General features: G+C 64.2%; 15 protein-coding genes and 1 tRNA gene. 6 read left to right on the forward strand and 10 right to left on the reverse strand.

Going from position 1 to position 17,700, the window contains the following annotated elements:
• Positions 1 to 115: 115 nt before the first annotated feature.
• Positions 116 to 1,114, forward strand: a complete 999-nt coding sequence (locus QX126_RS33615; protein ID WP_409999128.1) for a sulfotransferase domain-containing protein — start codon at positions 116 to 118, stop codon at positions 1,112 to 1,114.
• Here the strand turns inward: QX126_RS33615 and ptsN are convergent.
• From ptsN to QX126_RS27045, 7 genes are all read right to left on the reverse strand, one after another.
• Positions 1,075 to 1,536, reverse strand: a complete 462-nt coding sequence (ptsN, locus tag QX126_RS27015) for a PTS IIA-like nitrogen regulatory protein PtsN (protein WP_315716874.1) — start codon at positions 1,534 to 1,536, stop codon at positions 1,075 to 1,077. The two genes, QX126_RS33615 and ptsN, sit on opposite strands and share 40 nt — an antisense overlap.
• A 328-nt stretch (positions 1,537 to 1,864) precedes the next feature.
• A complete protein-coding gene (gene hpf / locus QX126_RS27020) occupies positions 1,865 to 2,467 on the reverse strand; it encodes a ribosome hibernation-promoting factor, HPF/YfiA family (RefSeq protein WP_315741249.1) in 603 nt (200 codons plus the stop codon).
• A 72-nt stretch (positions 2,468 to 2,539) separates the two neighbouring features.
• Positions 2,540 to 4,177: an RNA polymerase factor sigma-54 gene (gene rpoN, locus QX126_RS27025; protein ID WP_315784891.1), complete on the reverse strand. Its 1,638-nt coding sequence runs from the start codon at positions 4,175 to 4,177 to the stop codon at positions 2,540 to 2,542.
• 212 nt (positions 4,178 to 4,389) lie between these two features.
• Positions 4,390 to 5,400, reverse strand: coding sequence for an LPS export ABC transporter ATP-binding protein (gene lptB, locus QX126_RS27030; RefSeq protein ID WP_315784894.1), 1,011 nt, complete (start codon positions 5,398 to 5,400; stop codon positions 4,390 to 4,392).
• A 352-nt stretch (positions 5,401 to 5,752) separates the two neighbouring features.
• A complete protein-coding gene (locus tag QX126_RS27035; protein ID WP_315784897.1) occupies positions 5,753 to 6,439 on the reverse strand; it encodes an LptA/OstA family protein in 687 nt (228 codons plus the stop codon).
• 4 nt (positions 6,440 to 6,443) lie between these two features.
• Complete coding sequence (gene lptC, locus QX126_RS27040; protein ID WP_315716868.1) at positions 6,444 to 7,145, reverse strand: LPS export ABC transporter periplasmic protein LptC; 702 nt, start codon at positions 7,143 to 7,145, stop codon at positions 6,444 to 6,446.
• Positions 7,146 to 7,304: 159 nt separating this feature from the next.
• Positions 7,305 to 7,919, reverse strand: a complete 615-nt coding sequence (locus QX126_RS27045) for a ribonuclease D (RefSeq protein ID WP_315784900.1) — start codon at positions 7,917 to 7,919, stop codon at positions 7,305 to 7,307.
• Between the two features lie 467 nt (positions 7,920 to 8,386).
• Here QX126_RS27045 and QX126_RS27050 point away from each other — a divergent pair, with 467 nt between their 5' ends.
• The 4 genes from QX126_RS27050 (at position 8,387) to QX126_RS27065 (ending at position 12,342) form a co-directional block, all read left to right on the forward strand.
• Positions 8,387 to 9,358: a TRAP transporter substrate-binding protein gene (locus QX126_RS27050; RefSeq protein WP_315784903.1), complete on the forward strand. Its 972-nt coding sequence runs from the start codon at positions 8,387 to 8,389 to the stop codon at positions 9,356 to 9,358.
• Between the two features lie 75 nt (positions 9,359 to 9,433).
• Positions 9,434 to 9,979: a TRAP transporter small permease gene (locus tag QX126_RS27055; protein WP_315784906.1), complete on the forward strand. Its 546-nt coding sequence runs from the start codon at positions 9,434 to 9,436 to the stop codon at positions 9,977 to 9,979.
• Complete coding sequence (locus QX126_RS27060; RefSeq protein ID WP_315784909.1) at positions 9,970 to 11,262, forward strand: TRAP transporter large permease; 1,293 nt, start codon at positions 9,970 to 9,972, stop codon at positions 11,260 to 11,262. Before QX126_RS27055 ends, QX126_RS27060 begins: the two co-directional genes overlap by 10 nt.
• Positions 11,263 to 11,751: 489 nt before the next feature.
• Entirely contained in the window at positions 11,752 to 12,342 is a 591-nt protein-coding gene (locus QX126_RS27065) for a hypothetical protein (protein WP_315784913.1), read from the forward strand.
• 489 nt (positions 12,343 to 12,831) lie between these two features.
• Here QX126_RS27065 and QX126_RS27070 read toward each other — a convergent pair whose 3' ends face one another.
• The 3 genes from QX126_RS27070 to QX126_RS27080 all read right to left on the reverse strand — a co-directional run bounded on the left by QX126_RS27070 (position 12,832) and on the right by QX126_RS27080 (position 16,428).
• Positions 12,832 to 13,548, reverse strand: a complete 717-nt coding sequence (locus QX126_RS27070) for a hypothetical protein (RefSeq protein WP_315784916.1) — start codon at positions 13,546 to 13,548, stop codon at positions 12,832 to 12,834.
• 270 nt (positions 13,549 to 13,818) lie between these two features.
• Positions 13,819 to 15,435: an IS1182 family transposase gene (locus QX126_RS27075; RefSeq protein WP_315739830.1), complete on the reverse strand. Its 1,617-nt coding sequence runs from the start codon at positions 15,433 to 15,435 to the stop codon at positions 13,819 to 13,821.
• Positions 15,436 to 16,341: 906 nt separating this feature from the next.
• A tRNA-Leu gene (locus tag QX126_RS27080) sits at positions 16,342 to 16,428 on the reverse strand.
• Positions 16,429 to 16,650: 222 nt separating this feature from the next.
• On the opposite strand from QX126_RS27080, the gene QX126_RS27085 reads away from it, so the two are divergent.
• On the forward strand, positions 16,651 to 17,619 hold the full coding sequence (locus QX126_RS27085; RefSeq protein ID WP_315784918.1) for a complex I NDUFA9 subunit family protein: 969 nt from the start codon (positions 16,651 to 16,653) through the stop codon (positions 17,617 to 17,619).
• The last annotated feature ends 81 nt before the right edge of the window (positions 17,620 to 17,700 follow it).

Raw genomic sequence — 17,700 nt, forward strand, 5'->3', positions numbered from 1 at the left:
TTTGACAACCAGATACAATCCGACCCGGTTTAAGGCGAAGGTGTCCAATCCTTAAGTTGTCCCTGTTGCGGCACGCGCTAGTCCGCTGTGTGACGAGCATGTGTAGGGATGGCAAATGCATGGATCACGGCTTGATGCAGGCGTCTTTCGAGAACTTGCACTCGGGACCCTACCCAACCGGCACGTCTTTCTTGACAGTCCTCCGCCGGGGCCGAGCCCTTACTACGTCATCTGCAACAGCGTGCCGAAAGCGGGGACGTACCTGCTGGTCGAACTCGTCAGAGCGCTGGGCGGTCATGTCGATGTCGGCTATCACACCTACACGTCATCGATCAGCAAGCTGAATCCCGACGGTTCGCTCGACTACGGACGCGCGCTTCCGGCCCCGCTCTGGGCGTCGGCCCTGCGCTCCGGCTACTCCTGCGCCTCGCACACCGAGTATTGTCCCTATCTCGAGCAATATCTCCTGGGCAGACCGGAACACAAGATGCTGTTCATCGTCCGCGACCCCCGCGACATCGTCGTGAGCTGGGTCGACTTCGTCTACCACTCGGCGGCCTACCCGAAGATGCGGAAGTGGAACGCCTATCTGCGGTCGGCCGGATCGGCCGCTCACCCCGATGACGCCTCCCGAATCACATCGACCCTCCTCTCTTTGCCCCGATCGGGCATCAAGAAGTTCATGAGCTGGCTGGACTCGCCAGCCTGCCTGACCGTGAAGTTCGAAGAGCTCTATTCAGAGCTCGCGATCGACGATGTGGCGCGGTCGTCGTTTCCTGTCCTTAACCGCATCTGCGACTACCTGGGACTTCCGCGCAAGACGGCCGCGGAGCTCGATGTGCTCGGCCGCGGCCTGACGTCGTCGGGACGCGGCCGGAAAGTCGGCATCTACAAGGAGCGAATGATGCCGCATCATTTCGACCTGCTCCGCAGCGAGGCATTCCAGGAGCTCGTCGTCGAGTTCGGCTACGAGCCGACGCCGTTGCCCACGTGCGCTCGGACGAACGGGCTCGGGGCCGCGCGGAGGTTCGCCAGCAGGCTTTCTCGGTCCTTGCGGGGCGGCGCGATACGACGTCAGGCCGCGGAAGCGGGCGGCAGCGCCAGCACCGAATAGATCGCCTGGGCGTCGCGCGAGGCGCGGAGCTTCTTGGCGACATCCTGGTCGCGGAGCAGGCGGGCGATCCGCGCCAGGGCCTTCAGATGGTCGGCACCGGCGCCTTCCGGCGCCAGCAGCAGGAACACGAGATCGACCGGCTGGCCGTCCATGGCTTCGAAATCGATCGGCCGCTCCAGCCGGGCGAACAGGCCGAACAGCTTCTCCAGCTTCGGCAGCTTGCCGTGGGGAATCGCGACGCCGTAGCCGACGGCCGTGGTTCCGAGCTTCTCCCGCTGCAGCAGGACTTCGAACACGTTGCGCTCATTCTGCCCGGTCAGCGCAGCCGCGCGCGCTGCCAGCTCCTGCAGCGCCTGCTTCTTACTGATGACCTTCAAAGCCGGCACGATCGCCTCGGGTGCGACCAGATCGGTAATCGGCATAGGGCGTTCCGAGGTGATTGAACCGTCAGGGTGCGAAATAGGTCGGGACAGACCGGCGTCAAGAAGCTGAGGCGGCAGGCGGGCTTAACCCGTGTCCGATGGGTGGGGCTTCTACCCCAACGCAACGGCCGTGCCAACACCCGCAAGCGTGTTCCCGCAGCCTATCCTTAAAGATCGCCGGAGCGTGGCGGCCTGAAGGCGCCAGCGCCCCAACCGCTTGATCGCATCTATTCATTGCCGTGGCGTGACGTCGCAACCGGTCGGCCAACCGCCTGATCGGGAACCGGTTTTCGCGCCGCCGGAAGATCCCTGGAACGCATCCGCGGGACTACGGCTTCACCGCCGGCGGATCGACCCAGCCGATATTTCCGTCGGCGCGGCGGTAGATGATGTTCACCCGGCCGCTGGAGCCGTGCTGAAACACCATGCAGGGTGCCCCCGAAAGATCGAGCTCCATCACGGCTTCGGACACCGACAGGCGCTTCAACGCCGTGGTGTTCTCGGCAATGATCACCGGGCTGTAGCCGGTGATCTCCTCGTCGCCCTCGGCCGGCGCCTCGATCACGTAGCTCGGCGCATCCAGCACCGCGCCGTCGAGATTGGCGAGCGCCGCATTGGCGGCGTGGGATTTGCGCCCCGAGCGGTCCTTCAGCCGGCTCTTGTAGCGGCGCAGGCGCTTCTCGATCATCAGGAGCGCCTGGTCGGCGCTGGCATAGGCGTCCGGCGCGTTCGATTCGGCCTCGAGCGTGATGCCCGAATCGAGGTGCAGCGCGCAATCGGTCTTGAACCCGAAACCGTCCTTGGAGAGCGTGACATGGCCGGAATAGTTGCCGTCGAAGTATTTTCGCAAGACCTCGTCGGTGCGCTCGCTGACGCGCCCACGCAGCGCTTCGCTGACGCTGATGCTCTTTCCGGAAATCCGCAGGGTCATGTGCCGCCTCGATTCATGTGAACCAAGTATGACACTAAGCCTATTTGGTGAAGGCGCAATCTTGCGCAGCGGTCAAACTGACGCGGTATCCCGGGTGCGGTCGGCGCTGGCAGGGGCCGAGAGGGCATGCGCCAGCATGCTCTGCTTGTCGCGGCGGCGCTGCACCGAGGACGGGATCCGCATCGCCTCCCGGTATTTCGCGACCGTGCGGCGGGCGATGTCGATGCCCGCGGCGCGCAGCTTCTCGACGATCGTATCATCGGAGAGAATTGCGGAGGGATCTTCCGCATCGATCAGTTGCTTGATGTGGTGACGTACGGCCTCTGCCGAATGCGCCTCGCCGCCATCGGCCGATGCGATCGAGGCGGTGAAGAAATATTTCAGCTCGAACGTGCCGCGATTGGTCGCCATGTATTTGTTGGCGGTAACGCGCGACACGGTCGATTCGTGCATCTGGATCGCATCCGCAACGGCCTTCAAGTTGAGCGGACGCAGATGCGCGACACCATGGGTGAAGAAGCCGTCCTGCTGGCGCACGATCTCGGTCGCCACTTTCAGGATCGTGCGGGCGCGCTGATCGAGCGCGCGCACCAGCCACGTCGCGTTCTGCAGGCAGTCGGTGAAGTAGGACTTGTCGCCGTCCTTTCGGATCGTCTTCGACAGCTCGGAGTAATAGACCTGATTCACGAGGACGCGCGGCAGCGTGTCGCTGTTGAGCTCGACCAGCCAGCCGCCGTCGGGACCGGGACGGACGTAGACGTCGGGCACCATGGTCTGCGTGCGCGTGGTGCCGAACTTCAGCCCCGGCTTCGGATCGAGCCTGCGGATCTCGCCGATCATGTCGATGAGGTCCTCGTCGTCGACGGCGCACAGCTTGCGAAGGGCAACGAAGTCGCGCTTCGCCAGCAGATCGAGATGCTCGACCAGCGCCTGCATCGCCGGGTCATAGCGGTCGAGCTCGCGCAGCTGGATCGCGAGACATTCGCTCAAGTTGCGCGCGCAGATGCCCGGCGGATCGAAGGTCTGCAGCACGCCGAGCACGGCATCGACGTCGGCCTGCTCGGCGCCGAGGCGGTCGGCGGCCTGGCCGAGATCGGCCGGCAGATAGCCGGCCTCGTCGACCAGATCGATCAGGTACTGGCCGATCATGCGGTCCGCCGGCGCGGTGAAGGCCACCGCCGCCTGCTCGGCGAGATGATCCGACAGCGTGGTCTCGGCCGCGACGAAGGCTTCGAGATTGTAATCCTCGTCGCCGGAGGCGCCGCCGCCCCATTCGGTGTAGGTGGTCGGCGCTGCGTCCTGCGCGGTACGCGCGGCGGCCTCAGCCGGCTCCTCGGAGAACACGTTGTCGAGCCCGGTGTCGAGCGTCTGTTCGATCTCCGTACGGGTGCCGAGATCGCGGCTCATCCAGTCTTCCTGGGCGCCCTCGAAGCTCTCGCCGCCGCTGCCGCCGGCCTCGCCGAAATCGTCGCCGTTGGCTTCGCTGCCTTCCGAGAACTCGGCGCGCTCGGACATCTGCTGCTCGCCGGCGACCGGCGCTTCCGGACCGTCGCTCGCGCGCTCCAGCAGCGGATTGCGCTCCAGCTCCTCTTCGACAAACGTGGAGAGGTCGAGATTGGACAGTTGCAGCAGCTTGATCGCCTGCATCAGCTGCGGCGTCATCACCAGCGACTGCGACTGGCGGAATTCTAATCTCTGCGTCAACGCCATGGGAGCAAGAACATTCCCTTACTGGTCCAATTCTTGCTTATCCTAATCCGCGCGCGATGTACACGGCTTGACGAATAAGAAAAACGGAGTATGGCGCGCGGAGAAGACGAGGTTACCGGTCCTCGCGAACCTGCTGGAAACAGCGTTGATCGTAGCGTTTCCGCCTGATGTCGCGCAGACGACAAAAGCCGACAAACACCGCGTCCGTAATCCTACAGCCGGAATTCCTCACCGAGATACAGCCGGCGCACGTCGGGATCGGCGACGATCTCCTCCGGGCTGCCTTCGGTAAGAATCTGCCCCGCGTACACAATGTAGGCGCGGTCGGTGAGGCCGAGCGTCTCGCGGACGTTGTGGTCGGTGATGAGCACGCCGATGCCGCGATTGGTGAGATGGCGCACCAGCTGCTGGATGTCGCCGACCGCGATCGGATCGATGCCGGCGAACGGCTCGTCGAGCAGCATGTAGTTCGGGCGCGTCGCCAGCGCGCGCGCGATCTCGACGCGGCGGCGCTCGCCGCCGGACAGCGCGATCGACGGCGACTTGCGCAGCCGCGTGATGGTGAATTCTTCCAGCAGCGCGTCGAGCTCGCGCTCGCGCTTCTTGCGCGAGGGCTCGACGACCTCGAGCACGGCGCGGATGTTCTGCTCGACGGTGAGGCCGCGGAAGATCGAGGCTTCCTGCGGCAGATAGCCGATGCCGAGCCGGGCGCGCTGATACATCGGCAGCCGCGTGACATCATGGCCGTCGAGCTCGATGGCGCCGCGATCGGCCTTGATCAGGCCGGTGATCATGTAGAACACGGTGGTCTTGCCGGCGCCGTTCGGCCCGAGCAGGCCGACGGCCTCGCCGCGGCGGACGTAGATCGACACTCCCCGCACGACCTGGCGGCTGCCGAAGCTCTTCTCGATCGAGTGCACGGCGAGGAAGCCTGGCCGGCGCAGCAGCTGCGGGCCGCCGCTGCCATTGTTGCGCGGCTTGGCTGGCATCGGCTGCGAGGCCGGCCGCTTGCGCTGGATCTGCTCGGTGTTCTGCGGCGAGCGCGGATTGATGCGTGGCACCGTTTCGTCGCGCACGGAGTCGGCGAGCGCGGCGAGCGGATCATCGCTGTAGGAATTGCCGAACGGATCGTCCATGGCCGTGATGTCGTCGCGCCGGCGCGAGGAGCCTCGCTGGCCGCGCTTGGCGGGACGCCCACGAAACATGCCGAGTAGATCCACCATCCCCGCTTCGCTTACGCCCTTCGAGGCTGCCCGTCATCGACCGCAGCGCTGGCTCGCCCGCCCACCGCGAGCGAACGCATCTCACCTCTCGCGGATCACAGGGAGCGCGAGGCCGGCCAAAGCGCGGCAGGCCGCGCTTCGGAGTTTGTCGTCTGACGGCGAAGTCGCGGTCGCCACGCAGGCGACCGATCGCAAGATCGCAATCGTGTCCGGCATCACTCTTTCGCAGCCACGCAACGGGTTCCACGGCCTCCCGTTGCATCGGTCCTGCGACAGAACCGCCCGCTCGCTAGATAGAGGCAGCAGCGCCGCGGTTCAACTGGGCCGCCGGCGTTTTGCTAAATAATTGAAGTCACTTCGATTTGCCTGGACCGAGCTGCAGCGGCCCGGCGCCGCCCGGAGCCGAGGCCGTCGACGGGCCGCAGCCGCCGCTCGCGCCCGCGCCCGCCTGCGGCAGCAGCACCTGCACCCCGCGCCCGCTGTCCGATTCGACCCGCGACACGCCGGTCGTCATGTCGACCGTCAGCCGGTCGCCGCGCATCACGTTCTTGCACTGGGTCAGCACCACGCCGCCCTGCATCGAGATCATGTTGGTCTTGGTGTCGTAGACTGCGGTCTCGCCGGTCACGACCTGGTCCTTCTGCGTCACCTTGACGTCGCCGCGCGCCTCGAGACGGCGAATCGCCGAGCTGCCGTCCGGCCCGGGCGTCGCAGCCGGCGTCGCCTTGGTCGCCTTGGCACCGCCCTGCTGGGCGCCGCCGTCGTAGAACACGACCAGCGACTTCGAGGTCATGGTGGTGTCGCCCTGCACGACCTTGACGTTGCCGGTGAAGGTCGCCTCCTTCTTCTTGTCGCGCATCTCCAGCGCGGCGGCCTCGATCTGGATTGGCTGGTCGCGGTTCTGGGAAAATCCCTGCAGCGCGTTCGGAACACCGGTGGTCGCGCTCTGCGCCTGCGATGAGTCGGCAAGCGCGAGCAACGCCAGCGCGGCGAAGCCGGCGCCGCGAATCGCTACGGGAATGAAACGACACGTCGTCATGAGCTCACTTCACGTTGCGGGCCGGACGGCCCGGATCGGCGCTCGCCGTCGTGGCCGGAGCGGCATTCATGTTGTCGAGGTTCATCATCACATTGCCCTCGAAGCGGATGACCTCGCCATTGTCGGTGATGCGCAGGCGGTCGGCGGAAAGTGTACCGTTGGTGAGCTTGACGTCGACGCGCTCGTCCGAGCTCACGGTGCCCTTGGCCATGTCGACCGAGGCCCGGCTCAGCCGCGCCTCGTAGCCGGTCGACGTCGTCAGCAGGATGTCCTTCGTCAGCTCGAGCTGCTGCTGCTTGGTGTCGAACACGCCGGTATTCGCCTTCAACGTCACCGTCGACTGATCCTCCATCAGCACCTTGGCGCGGAGGATGTTGAGCTCGACGTGATCGGGATCGGTGAGGTCCTGCACCGCGCTCCGGGCGACGAGATCATACGGCCGCTGGTCCGGCGTGAAGCCGGTCAGATGCGGCGTCTCCATCGTGATCTTGCGGCCGGAGATGACGAGGTTGCCGGTGAGATTCGGGGTGTTGATCTCCATGTGGAACGGATTGAACAGCGCGATGCCGATCACGACCGCCATCGCCAGTCCCACCGCCGCCGGCACCGCGACCCGCAGCACGCGCACGAAGCGGCTGTGGCGCGCCGCGACCGCGAAGCGCGCCTGCAGGGTGGGATCATAGGCGGGGTTGTGGACCGAGTTCACCAGGGCTCCGACGGACACGGGATGCGCGCGAAACAGCACGCATCCTACCATGGGGGGCCCCACCATTGCAGCCTGGAACTGGCGCTAAATCGCGACGCAGGGGCCTCGCGATCATTACGAGACATTAATGATCGTGAACGCGGCTGCGATTCGCCCCCCTCAGGAATGCGCGAAGATGTCCTCGGCCTCGAATCCGCCCAGATCGAGCGTCGCCCGGTGCGGCAGGAACGCGAAGCAGGCCTGCGCCAACGCCAGCCGCCCTTCGCGCGCCAGCATCCCGTCGAGCTTTTCGCGCAGCGCATGCAGATGCAGCACGTCGGAGGCAGCATAAGCGAGCTGCGGCTCGCTGAGCTGCTCGGCGCCCCAGTCGCTCGACTGCTGCTGCTTGGAGAGATCGACGTTGAGCAGCTCGCGCACGAGGTCCTTGAGACCATGGCGGTCGGTATAGGTGCGCGCCAGCCGCGAGGCGATCTTGGTGCAATAGACCGGCTGCGGCATCACCCCGAACGCGTGAAACAGCGCCGCGACGTCGAAGCGCGCGAAGTGGAAGATTTTGGTGATGTCCGGGTTGCCGAACAGCGCCTTCAGGTTCGGCGCGTCGGTGTGCCCCTTGGGGATCTGCACCACGTCGGCCGAGCCGTCGCCGGGCGACAGCTGCACCACGCACAGCCGGTCGCGGTGCGGATTGAGCCCCATGGTCTCGGTGTCGATCGCCACCGAGGTGGTGTAGCGGGAAAGATCGGGCAGGTCGCCGCGGTGCAGGCGTACGGTCATGGCTCTCAAAACCTCGTCGAATCGAAATCGGACGCGACGGGCCGGAGCAACGCCGCGGGAAGCGCTCGGGAACCGGCTGTAGCCCGGCGCTGGTAACCAACCGGCAAACCCGCCGGGCCGGTCCGGAGATCAGCCGTGGGAATGCCAGCCCCGCCGCCCGGGCGCAAGGGCCGGACAGGGTCAGGTGATCGCATCTGAGGTGGCGCCGGCAAATGTCTCCGCGGCCGTTCGAGGCGGCGCCTTCATCATTGAGGCGGTCGATCCGCTGGTTGCATCGCGCCAGATCGCACCCGATCGATCGATGCAACTCTTGCATTGATCGATGCCGCCTTTGGCTTGGACAGAAAATGCCACTGGCCGTACGCGTGATATTGTCGCATGACTTCGCATCTGGAGTGCAGCGACCCAAGGCGGCCTGCAGCATCTGCCCAACAACAACGACATAATCAATTGAGGAGGAAACCAAGATGAAGGCACTTACAGGTATCATTGCGGCCGCTGTGCTGGCGGTCTCGTCGCCTTTGGCGACCGCGCGCGATTTCCGCTCCGCCGATGTGCACCCCGCCGATTATCCGACCGTCGAAGCCGTCAAGTTCATGGGCAAGCAGCTCGCAACCGCGAGCGGCGGCAAGCTTGGCGTCAAGGTGTTTCCGAACGGCGCCCTCGGCTCCGAGAAGGACACGATCGAGCAGCTCAAGATCGGCGCGCTCGACATGATGCGGATCAACTCGTCGCCGCTCAACAATTTCGTGCCGGAGACCGTCGCGCTGTGCCTGCCCTTCGTGTTCCGCGACACGCAGCATATGCGCAATGTCCTGGACGGGCCGATCGGCGACGAGATCCTGGCCGCCATGGAGCCCGCCGGCCTGGTCGGCCTGGCTTATTATGACAGCGGCGCGCGCTCGATCTACACGGTCAAGGCGCCGGTGAAGTCGCTCGCCGACCTCAAAGGCCTGAAGATCCGCGTCCAGCAGTCCGACCTCTGGGTCGGCATGATCCAGAGCCTCGGCGCCAACCCGACCCCGATGCCCTATGGCGAGGTCTACACCGCGCTCAAGACCGGCCTCGTCGACGCCGCCGAGAACAACTGGCCGTCCTACGAGTCCTCGCGTCACTTCGAGGCCGCCAAGTTCTACAACGTCACCGAGCACTCGCTGGCGCCCGAAGTCCTCGTGATGTCCAAGAAGGTCTGGGACACGCTGAGCAAGGAGGATCAGGCGATGATCCGCAAGGCGGCCAAGGAATCCGTGCCGGTCATGCGCAAGCTCTGGGACGAGCGCGAGCAGACCTCCCGCAAGGCCGTCGAGGCCGCCGGCGTCCAGGTCGTGACGATCGCCAACAAGCAGGAATTCGTCGACGCGATGAAGCCGGTGTACCAGAAATTCGCCGGCGACGAGAAGCTCTCGAGCCTCGTCAAGCGCATCCAGGACACCAAGTAAGAACCACATAAAAATAGGGACCGGGTCCGGCGTCGCCGTGCGGCGGCACCGGACTCAGGCCAGGGAGGGCCGGGAATGACAGATCCTCATGTTGGAGACCACGAGCAGCAGGAGGGACGTCCGTCGACCGGCCTGCTCTCGCGGATCAACGCCGTCATCGCGCGCGTCGGCATGTATCTGTCCGTCGCCGGCCTGCTCGTCATCGTCACCATCGTCTTCTACCAGGTGTTCGGACGCTACGTTCTCAACTCCAGCCCGACCTGGACCGAGAATCTGGCGCTGGTCCTGATCCTCTATGTCACGCTGATCGGCGCCGCCGTCGGCGTTCGCGACGCCGGCCATATCGGCATGGACAGTCTGCTGGTGATGCTGCCGGATCATATGCGGGAAAAGATCGAGCTCGTCATCCACGTGCTGGTCGCGATATTCGGCGTCGCGATGGCCTACAACGGCTGGATCCTCGGCGCCTCCGTGGGCACCGTGAGGATCGCCAATCTCGGCCTGCCCGAAGTCGTCCGCTACGTGCCGCTGATCGCTTCGGGAATCCTGATCGTCATGTTTTCCATCGAGCACATCATGGCTCTCTTGCGCGGTGAAGAGGTCGTCCCGTCATGGAACTGATCATTCTCGGCGTCACCTTCTTCGGCTTCCTGGTCCTCGGCGTTCCCGTTGCGTTTGCGATCGGCCTCTCGGCGATCTGCACCATCCTCTATGAAGGCCTGCCGGTCGCCGTGATCTTCCAGCAGATGATGTCGGGGATGAACATCTTCTCGTTCCTCGCCATCCCGTTCTTCGTCTTCAGCGGCGAGCTGATGCTGCATGGCGGCGTCGCCGACAAGATCGTGCAGCTCGCCAAGAATCTCGTCGGTCACATCCGCGGCGGGCTCGGCATGTCGAACGTCGTGGCCTGCACGCTGTTCGGCGGCGTCTCCGGCTCGCCCGTGGCCGACGTGTCGGCGATGGGCGCGGTGATGATCCCGATGATGAAGAAGGAAGGGTTCGACACCGACTACGCCGTCAACGTCACCACCCATGCCTCGCTGGTCGGAGCCCTGATGCCGACCAGTCACAACATGATCATCTATGCGCTCGCCGCCGGCGGCAAGGTGTCGATCGGCGCGCTGATTGCCGCGGGCCTCCTGCCGGCGCTGGTGCTGATGATCTGCATGCTGGTGGCCGCCTACGCGGTCGCCGTGAAGCGCGGCTATCCCGCGGGCAAGTTTCCAGGCTGGGCGGAGGTGGCCCGCTCGTTCGCGGCGGCGCTGCCCGGGCTTCTGATCGTCGGCATCATCCTGGCGGGCATCCTGTCCGGCGTCTTCACCGCCACCGAATCCGCGGCGGTCGCGGTCACCTACACGATCCTGCTGACGTTCTTCATCTACCGCACCATGACCCTGCAGAACTTCCTGCGGGCCGCCGCCAAGGCGGTCAAGACGACCGGAGTGGTGCTGCTCCTGATCGGCGTGTCCACCATGTTCCAGTACCTGATGGGACTCTACGAAGTCGCCGACTTCGCCGGCGACCTGATGAGCAAGGTGTCGACGCAGCCCTGGATGATCTTCCTGCTGATCAACGTCATCCTGTTCCTGCTCGGCACGTTCATGGACATGGCGGCCACCATCCTGATCTGCACCCCGATCTTCCTGCCGATCGCGATGAAGGCGGGCATGGATCCGGTGCAGTTCGGCATGCTGATGCTGATCAACTGCGCGCTGGGCCTCAACACCCCGCCGGTCGGCACCACGCAGTTTGTCGGCTGCGCCATCGGCGGCATCTCGGTCGGCGCCGTCATGCGCACCATCCTGCCGTTCTACGCCGCCCTGATCGCCGCGCTGATGTTCGTGACCTACGTGCCGGCATTCTCGCTGTGGCTGCCACGGCTGCTGATGGGATATAAGGGATAGCCGTCGAGGGTTCGCCGGCTATGTTGGCCAGCCCCGGCCAGCGAACCGCGCCTGCGATGGTTTGATGACAGCGACATCCTCCGCTGTCATCCCGGACAAGCCCGCCGACGCAACGCGTCGGTGGGCGCCGATCCGGGATCCATAACCACCGGCTGTCATAGGGCGCACGGAACGTGCCGCCTGCCCCCTTCAGACATCACGCGGTATGGGTCCTCGCGTTCGCGAGGACGACGCTGGAGGGCGGGAAAAAAGGCCCCGACACTCACTTCAGGCGACCTCCGTGACGATGCCGATCTTTTGCATCCTGGGTCGGGAGCACGCCCGGGCCGATCTGCGGCAGCACATCACCGATCTGGACAGACAGAGATTGACCCACTTCAAATCTCGTCACGCGTTCGTGATGTTAATAGACATAGATTTGTCTGTTCGGACGGGTTGATTTGCCCATGGATTCCGATTAGACGAGTTCCCGTTCACTTGGATTGACCAATGACTGCGACCAACACATCCCAGAAGGACCTCATCGCCTTCCTCGACTGGCTTGCCGGCAAGGGGATGATGAACGCGCAAACGGCTGCGAGCCGCAAGGCGGCCGTCAACACGCTGCTTAGCGCTCTAGATGCAGACGAAACTGCCGACGTCACGAAGTTGAATCTCGACGACGTTGCCCGGCGGTTCATGAACAAGCGGCCGGGCGAGGTCAAGCCGGACAGTGTGAAAGTGTACAAGTCGCGCGTGCAAAGCGCTATCGCTGACTTCAAGAGCTACCGCGCCGACCCTCTCAACTTCAGAGTCGCCCTTGTCCCAAAGCCGTCGAATGTGAGGGCAGAGAAAGCGACCACGCAACCCATCGCGCCGTCACCCATTGCCACATCCGCCGCTGTGCACCAGGGTGCGCCCACCCACCACGTTTTCGTAAGTCCGTCCGAGATAGAGATCGTCGTCCCCATCCCCATCCGAGCCAACACGATTGTAAAGATCGTGGGACTGCCGAGCGACTTAACCAAACAAGAGGCTGCTAAGCTCGCAAACGTTATCCAAGCGTTTGCGACGGTCGACGAACCCAAGGATTCGCCTTAGCGGCCCATATATGGGTGCTGGCTACGGCCATTGCCCTAGGCTCCGGTAGTAGCGGCCTCACCGCGAAACCGAGACCCGTACATAGACACAGCCACTTCGCGGAACCTTGGCGGGGGATGCTTGGTGGAGAGGTTTCCGGGTCTTTGAGCCGCACTTATTTAGGTGATTTGTGCCGGCGAAGCAAACGCCGCTTACGCAAGGTGCAATCAACGTACACCTGACGTGCCTACCGTTCGCTGCAGCGATCGAATGCGCTCTCCCGCTTTGCTGGTAGAGGTTGGTGACAGCAAGACCTAAGCGGCAAATCATCCTGCTGTCGCACGACTAGCAGGATCGAGATTTATCACGGCTTCGGCGGCGGCGCGCTGACCCGACAGCTCATTGGGCTCGGCTGGCGGATAGCTGATGCAAGGCGAAGCCCGTAAAGCTGGGCCGTGACCACATTGTACAACCAATCTCGCAGCCTTTATCCGCCCAGAGACTGACACATCATTGGGTCCGCAGCGCGACGAGTTGGGAAATGGCGAGGACAGCTAACACGCCAATCAAGGTAGCGGCCAACCAGAGCTCGGTCGTGAACGACCCCAAGATCGCGAGCAGAAAGCCAATCACAACAAGACACCCAGTCCCCAGGGTGGCGGCGCAGATTGCCAACGCGCGCATGACAGGCATTCCGCGACGGCGAAACGATTTCAAGATCATCAGGCCGATGAGGGCCGCGATTACACCTGGCAAGGCCAGAAGTACGAACTGGATCGGCCCATCCGTGACCATGGCCCAATTGCCTTCAATGCGCTCGATCGCCGTCGCCGGCCGGACACGGAACCCCCAAGCGTCGTCTCCCGCCTCGAGCGGCCATAGCCGGTCCCGGTCTTCGTCTCCCAGACCCGGAACGATCTGACCCGATCGGAAGGAAGAGGGCTCCAGCTCCAGAACCGTGTCGCTCCCCAGATCGAAGACCTTGCACGCAGCCGCGCAGGACACCGCGATGAGGTGGCTGCGATGGCTGCGGGCTAGCAGGTTTCCCTTCGCGTCCAGGATCAGCGCGCGAACGAGATCGGGTCCGAAGATCCCATCGCCACGCAAGAGCCGAAGTTCGCCGGGTTGACCGTTCGGCAACATAGTTGGTGCGGTTCGCGTAAATGCGGGACGATGCGCATCCGCAGGATGATGCGACATGAGCAGGAGGAGCACCATCAGGCCCATGAGCCGCCCGATGGTCCGAACAGCCCGCCCCAGAGCGGACGCACATTGGGACATGGGTAGGTCCATCCGACTGCTACGCGGATTCGATGTTCGCATCATCCCATCTATCGCTCTCGTTGCAGATGGTGACGCAGAAAGACTAACGGGCCGTCCATTGTCGCTCCACATCGGAGACGATATCCCGCATACCTCCCATCTCCAAATTGCCCGTCGTGTTAGTTTGTCGCATGGGTGCGGGCTTGCACCGTCGAGGCTGGGCAAGAATCCGAATTAGGGGGGTGAGAGGGCTCGGCGCGGTGCAATTTCGAGCCATGACTGCATCATGGTCCAGAATCGGATCAGGGCAAGCGAAACCGCCTCCCATGCGCCCCTCGCTTCGCCGGAAGTGGCATGTAGAGCTGCAAGAGCCCATTCGGCGATGCGGGCGAGGAAGTCGTCGAAGCCGAGAATGTTGAGGGCGCGGGTGAGATTGTAGCAGAGCGCCATGAGGCTCCATTCCCCGCGAACCTTGTCGAAGCCGCGGACAAGGAAGTGCTGATAGCCGGCGCGGCACTTGAGCGTGCCGAACGGGTGCTCGACGATGGCCGAGCGGCGGCGCATCAATTGGCCGGCCTGTTCGCTCGCCATCCTCTGGCGGTGACGATCCAGCACCTCTTCGTGCTCCCATCGAGAGACGCGGCGGCTTTTTTCCTTCGCAGAGAGACAAGACGCCTTGAGGGGGCAGATGCCGCAAGTCGCCACGGAGGCCAGGTAGCGGCGTTCCATCCTGCCGCTCGTATTCTTCCAGAGCTTCTTTGTTGGATGCAGCGCTTGGTCTGCGGGACACTGGTAGGTGTCGGTCGCGGAATTGTAGGTGAAGTCACCTCGCGTGAAGCGACCGTGCTTCTTGCCATTGCCGTGATGCAGCGGGACATAGGCGGTGACGCCGTCATCCTCGCAAGCCTTGATATCCTCGCTGTTGTAATAGCCAACATCTGCCAGTATCTGCAGCGCCTCGACCTGGAGGCCCTCCTTGGCCGCCTTCGCCATCATATGAAGGTGTCCTGTATCGCTGCGATTGACGACCTCGCTGGCGATGATCAGCTTATGCTTGTCGTCGACGACGCTCTGGACATTGTAGCCTGCGATCGTCTGGTCGCCCTTGCTCAGCAGTCGCGCATCGGAATCGGTCTTCGACACCTGTCCCTTGTCGCCCTTGTCCAGGTTCTCCAGATCGGACTGTGCGCGTTCACGCCTGGCCATCAGCTCCTTGATCTTGTCCCCGACATCGCCGCCATCCTTGTTGCCATCCTTGCCGTCGTCGGGCTGCTTGGCTTCCGCCGCGTCGTTGGTGTCGAGAGACTTGCCGTACGCCTCAATCTCCTCATCGAGCTTGGCGATCTGTTTGGCGAGCTTCCCGCGCGTGAAGATGCTGTCCTTGCTGGCATTGCCGTGGAACAGCGCGCCGTCGACCGCGACCAGGGTCCCGCCGATCAACCCGATCTCCTGCAGCAACAGGACGAAGCTACGGTTCGCCGCCTTCAAGGCAGCCCAGTTCTCCTTGCGGAAGTTCGCAATCGTCCGATAGCCGGGCTTCAGGTTCCTCAACAACCAGATTAGCTCCAGATTGCGGCCGGCTTCACGCTCGAGCCGGCGCGACGATCTGATCTGGTTCAGATAACCATAGAGATAAAGCTTCAGCAGGTCCGCCGGATCGTACGGCGGCTGCCCGACACCCGATCCCCTCCGCTTGGCGTGGCGGAAGCCAAGCTTGGCCAGATCGAGAGCGTTGACGTAGCTGTCAATCGCACGAACCGGATTGTCCGGCCCGACATAATCCTCAATCCGAGGCGGAAGCAGGCTCTTTTGATCGCGGCTCTCGCCGCTCTTGAACGGCCGATTCGTCATGCCCCCAAATCTTACCGTGAACACTGAGTTCTTGCCCAGCCTCGTCGGGCAAATCACCTGCACATTTCCGCGCGTCCCTGCTGCCGCATGAGGGGCGTGTCGCGACCGTCACGAGACGTTGGCAGTGGGATGCGATGGGCGTGTGTCGACGCAGCGCGAGCTACTTGCGCGGACGAACGGCGATGCACGCACGGTCAAGTCGCGCGGTCCTGATATCCCGATGCTGATATCAACTCATGTCGAAGCTTTCGCTTCGCGTGGGGATGGTGGCCAACAAGCCCGGCGCACCAGGGAGAACGCGAAGCAGCCGTTAAAACCAGTCGCGCAGGGAGGGCCGGATGATCCGGCGCGTACCTGTGGTTCCTGCCGCCAGCATTTTCCTTCGCTGGCGGGCCATGGGTGCGGTCGGCACCCGGCTCTCCCTGCGCCCTCATGATATCGAGGGCGAGACGATCAGCACAGCTCGGGCGCAAAGCGCGCCGCGAGGCTGATAGGTCTTGCCCTAAACGAGAAAGACCACGGCGGTCATGGTGATCACTCAACACGAAGGCGGCGCCCACCCTCACCTGGAGGGGGAGGGTCGCCTCGCGGAGAGCGAAGCGAATCGTGAGGCGGAGTGGGGTGATCTCTCCCCTGGCGCTGGCGTGCGTGGAGAGATCACCCCACCCCGCTCGCCCGCTTCGCGTGCGATCGACCCTCCCCCTCCAGGGGAGGGTGGGAGCTCGCGGCTTGCAGCAGCGGCATCACGGAAGCCTGAAGCAAAATCGTTCGCAATCTCGGGGAAACCCGTGAGGCCGATGTGTCGAAGACACCGGGCCAATCGACACCGACCTCTATTCGACCGCAACGCGCATCAGCGCGCTCGTCTGTCGGAGATCTCTTGTGCGGGGGAGGTCACCACCAAAATGGTGCCCAGGAAAGGACTCGAACCTTCACGGCCGTTAAGCCACTGGCACCTGAAGCCAGCGCGTCTACCAATTCCGCCACCTGGGCATGGGGGCGCTGTGTACGGATCGAACGGGCGCTTGTCAAACCGCTGAACGCCCAAGATGACAATTTTTCTGAAGCCATGCGCAAAAACACGGCTCCCTTTTCCGCAGTGCGGACGATGGGCTATACAGCGGCCCAGGATGGCGGGCCGCGGGGTGCGAATCGCCGCTGACAGCTATCTCGTCCGGGGCGGACCGACCGCCCGGCAATCCCAGGACTCATTCCATGGCATCGAATCTGGACACATTGGTTACCGTCTTCGGCGGCTCCGGCTTCGTCGGGCGCAACGTGGTCCGGGCGCTGGCCAAGCGCGACTACCGCATCCGTGTCGCGGTGCGCCGGCCGGAGCTCGCCGGCCACCTGCAGCCGCTCGGCCGGGTCGGCCAGATCCACGCCGTACAGGCCAATCTGCGCTATCCCGACTCGGTCGCATCAGCGCTGCGTGACAGCCATGTCGCGATCAACCTCGTCGGCGTCCTGACCGAGAGCGGCGCGCAGACCTTCGAGGCCGTGCAGGCCGAGGGCGCCGCCACCGTCGCCAAGGCGGCGGCCGCCGCTGGCGCCCGCATGGTGCACGTCTCGGCGATCGGCGCCGACGCGGAGTCGGCATCGAGCTATGCCCGCGCCAAGGCGGCCGGCGAGGCCGCCGTGCTGGCCGCGGTGCCCGAGGCCGTGATCATGCGCCCCTCGGTCGTGTTCGGCCCCGAGGACCAGTTCACCAACCGCTTTGCAGGGCTCGCGCGGATCTCGCCGTTCCTGCCGCTGATCGGCGGCGGCGAGACGAAGATGCAGCCGGTCTATGTCGGCGACGTCGCCACCGCGGTGGCCAATGCGGTCGACGGCAAGGCGCAGCCCGGCGCGACCTACGAGCTCGGCGGGCCGGAGGTGCTGAGCTTCCGGGAAATCCTGAAAATCATCCTCGACATCACCGATCGCGACCGCGCGCTACTGCCGCTGCCGTTCGGGCTCGCCAAACTGCAGGCCGCAATCCTGCAGTTCGCGCCGGGGCCGCTGAAGCTGACGCCCGACCAGGTCGAGCTCTTGCGCTACGACAACGTAGTGTCGGAGGCGGCAAAGGCGGCCGGGCTGACCTTGCAGGGCCTCGGCATCACGCCGGACTCGCTCGAGGCGGTCGCCCCGCAATATCTCTGGCGCTTCCGTCCGTCCGGGCAGTTCCAGCGCAAGAACGCGTGAGGGGCCACCGGCCTCTCCACGTCATTGCGAGGAGCGAAGCGACGAAGCAATCCAGAGTCTCGCCCACCAAACTGGATTGCT

Source organism: Bradyrhizobium sp. SZCCHNPS1003, assembly GCF_032381555.1.
Lineage (GTDB): Bacteria > Pseudomonadota > Alphaproteobacteria > Rhizobiales > Xanthobacteraceae > Bradyrhizobium.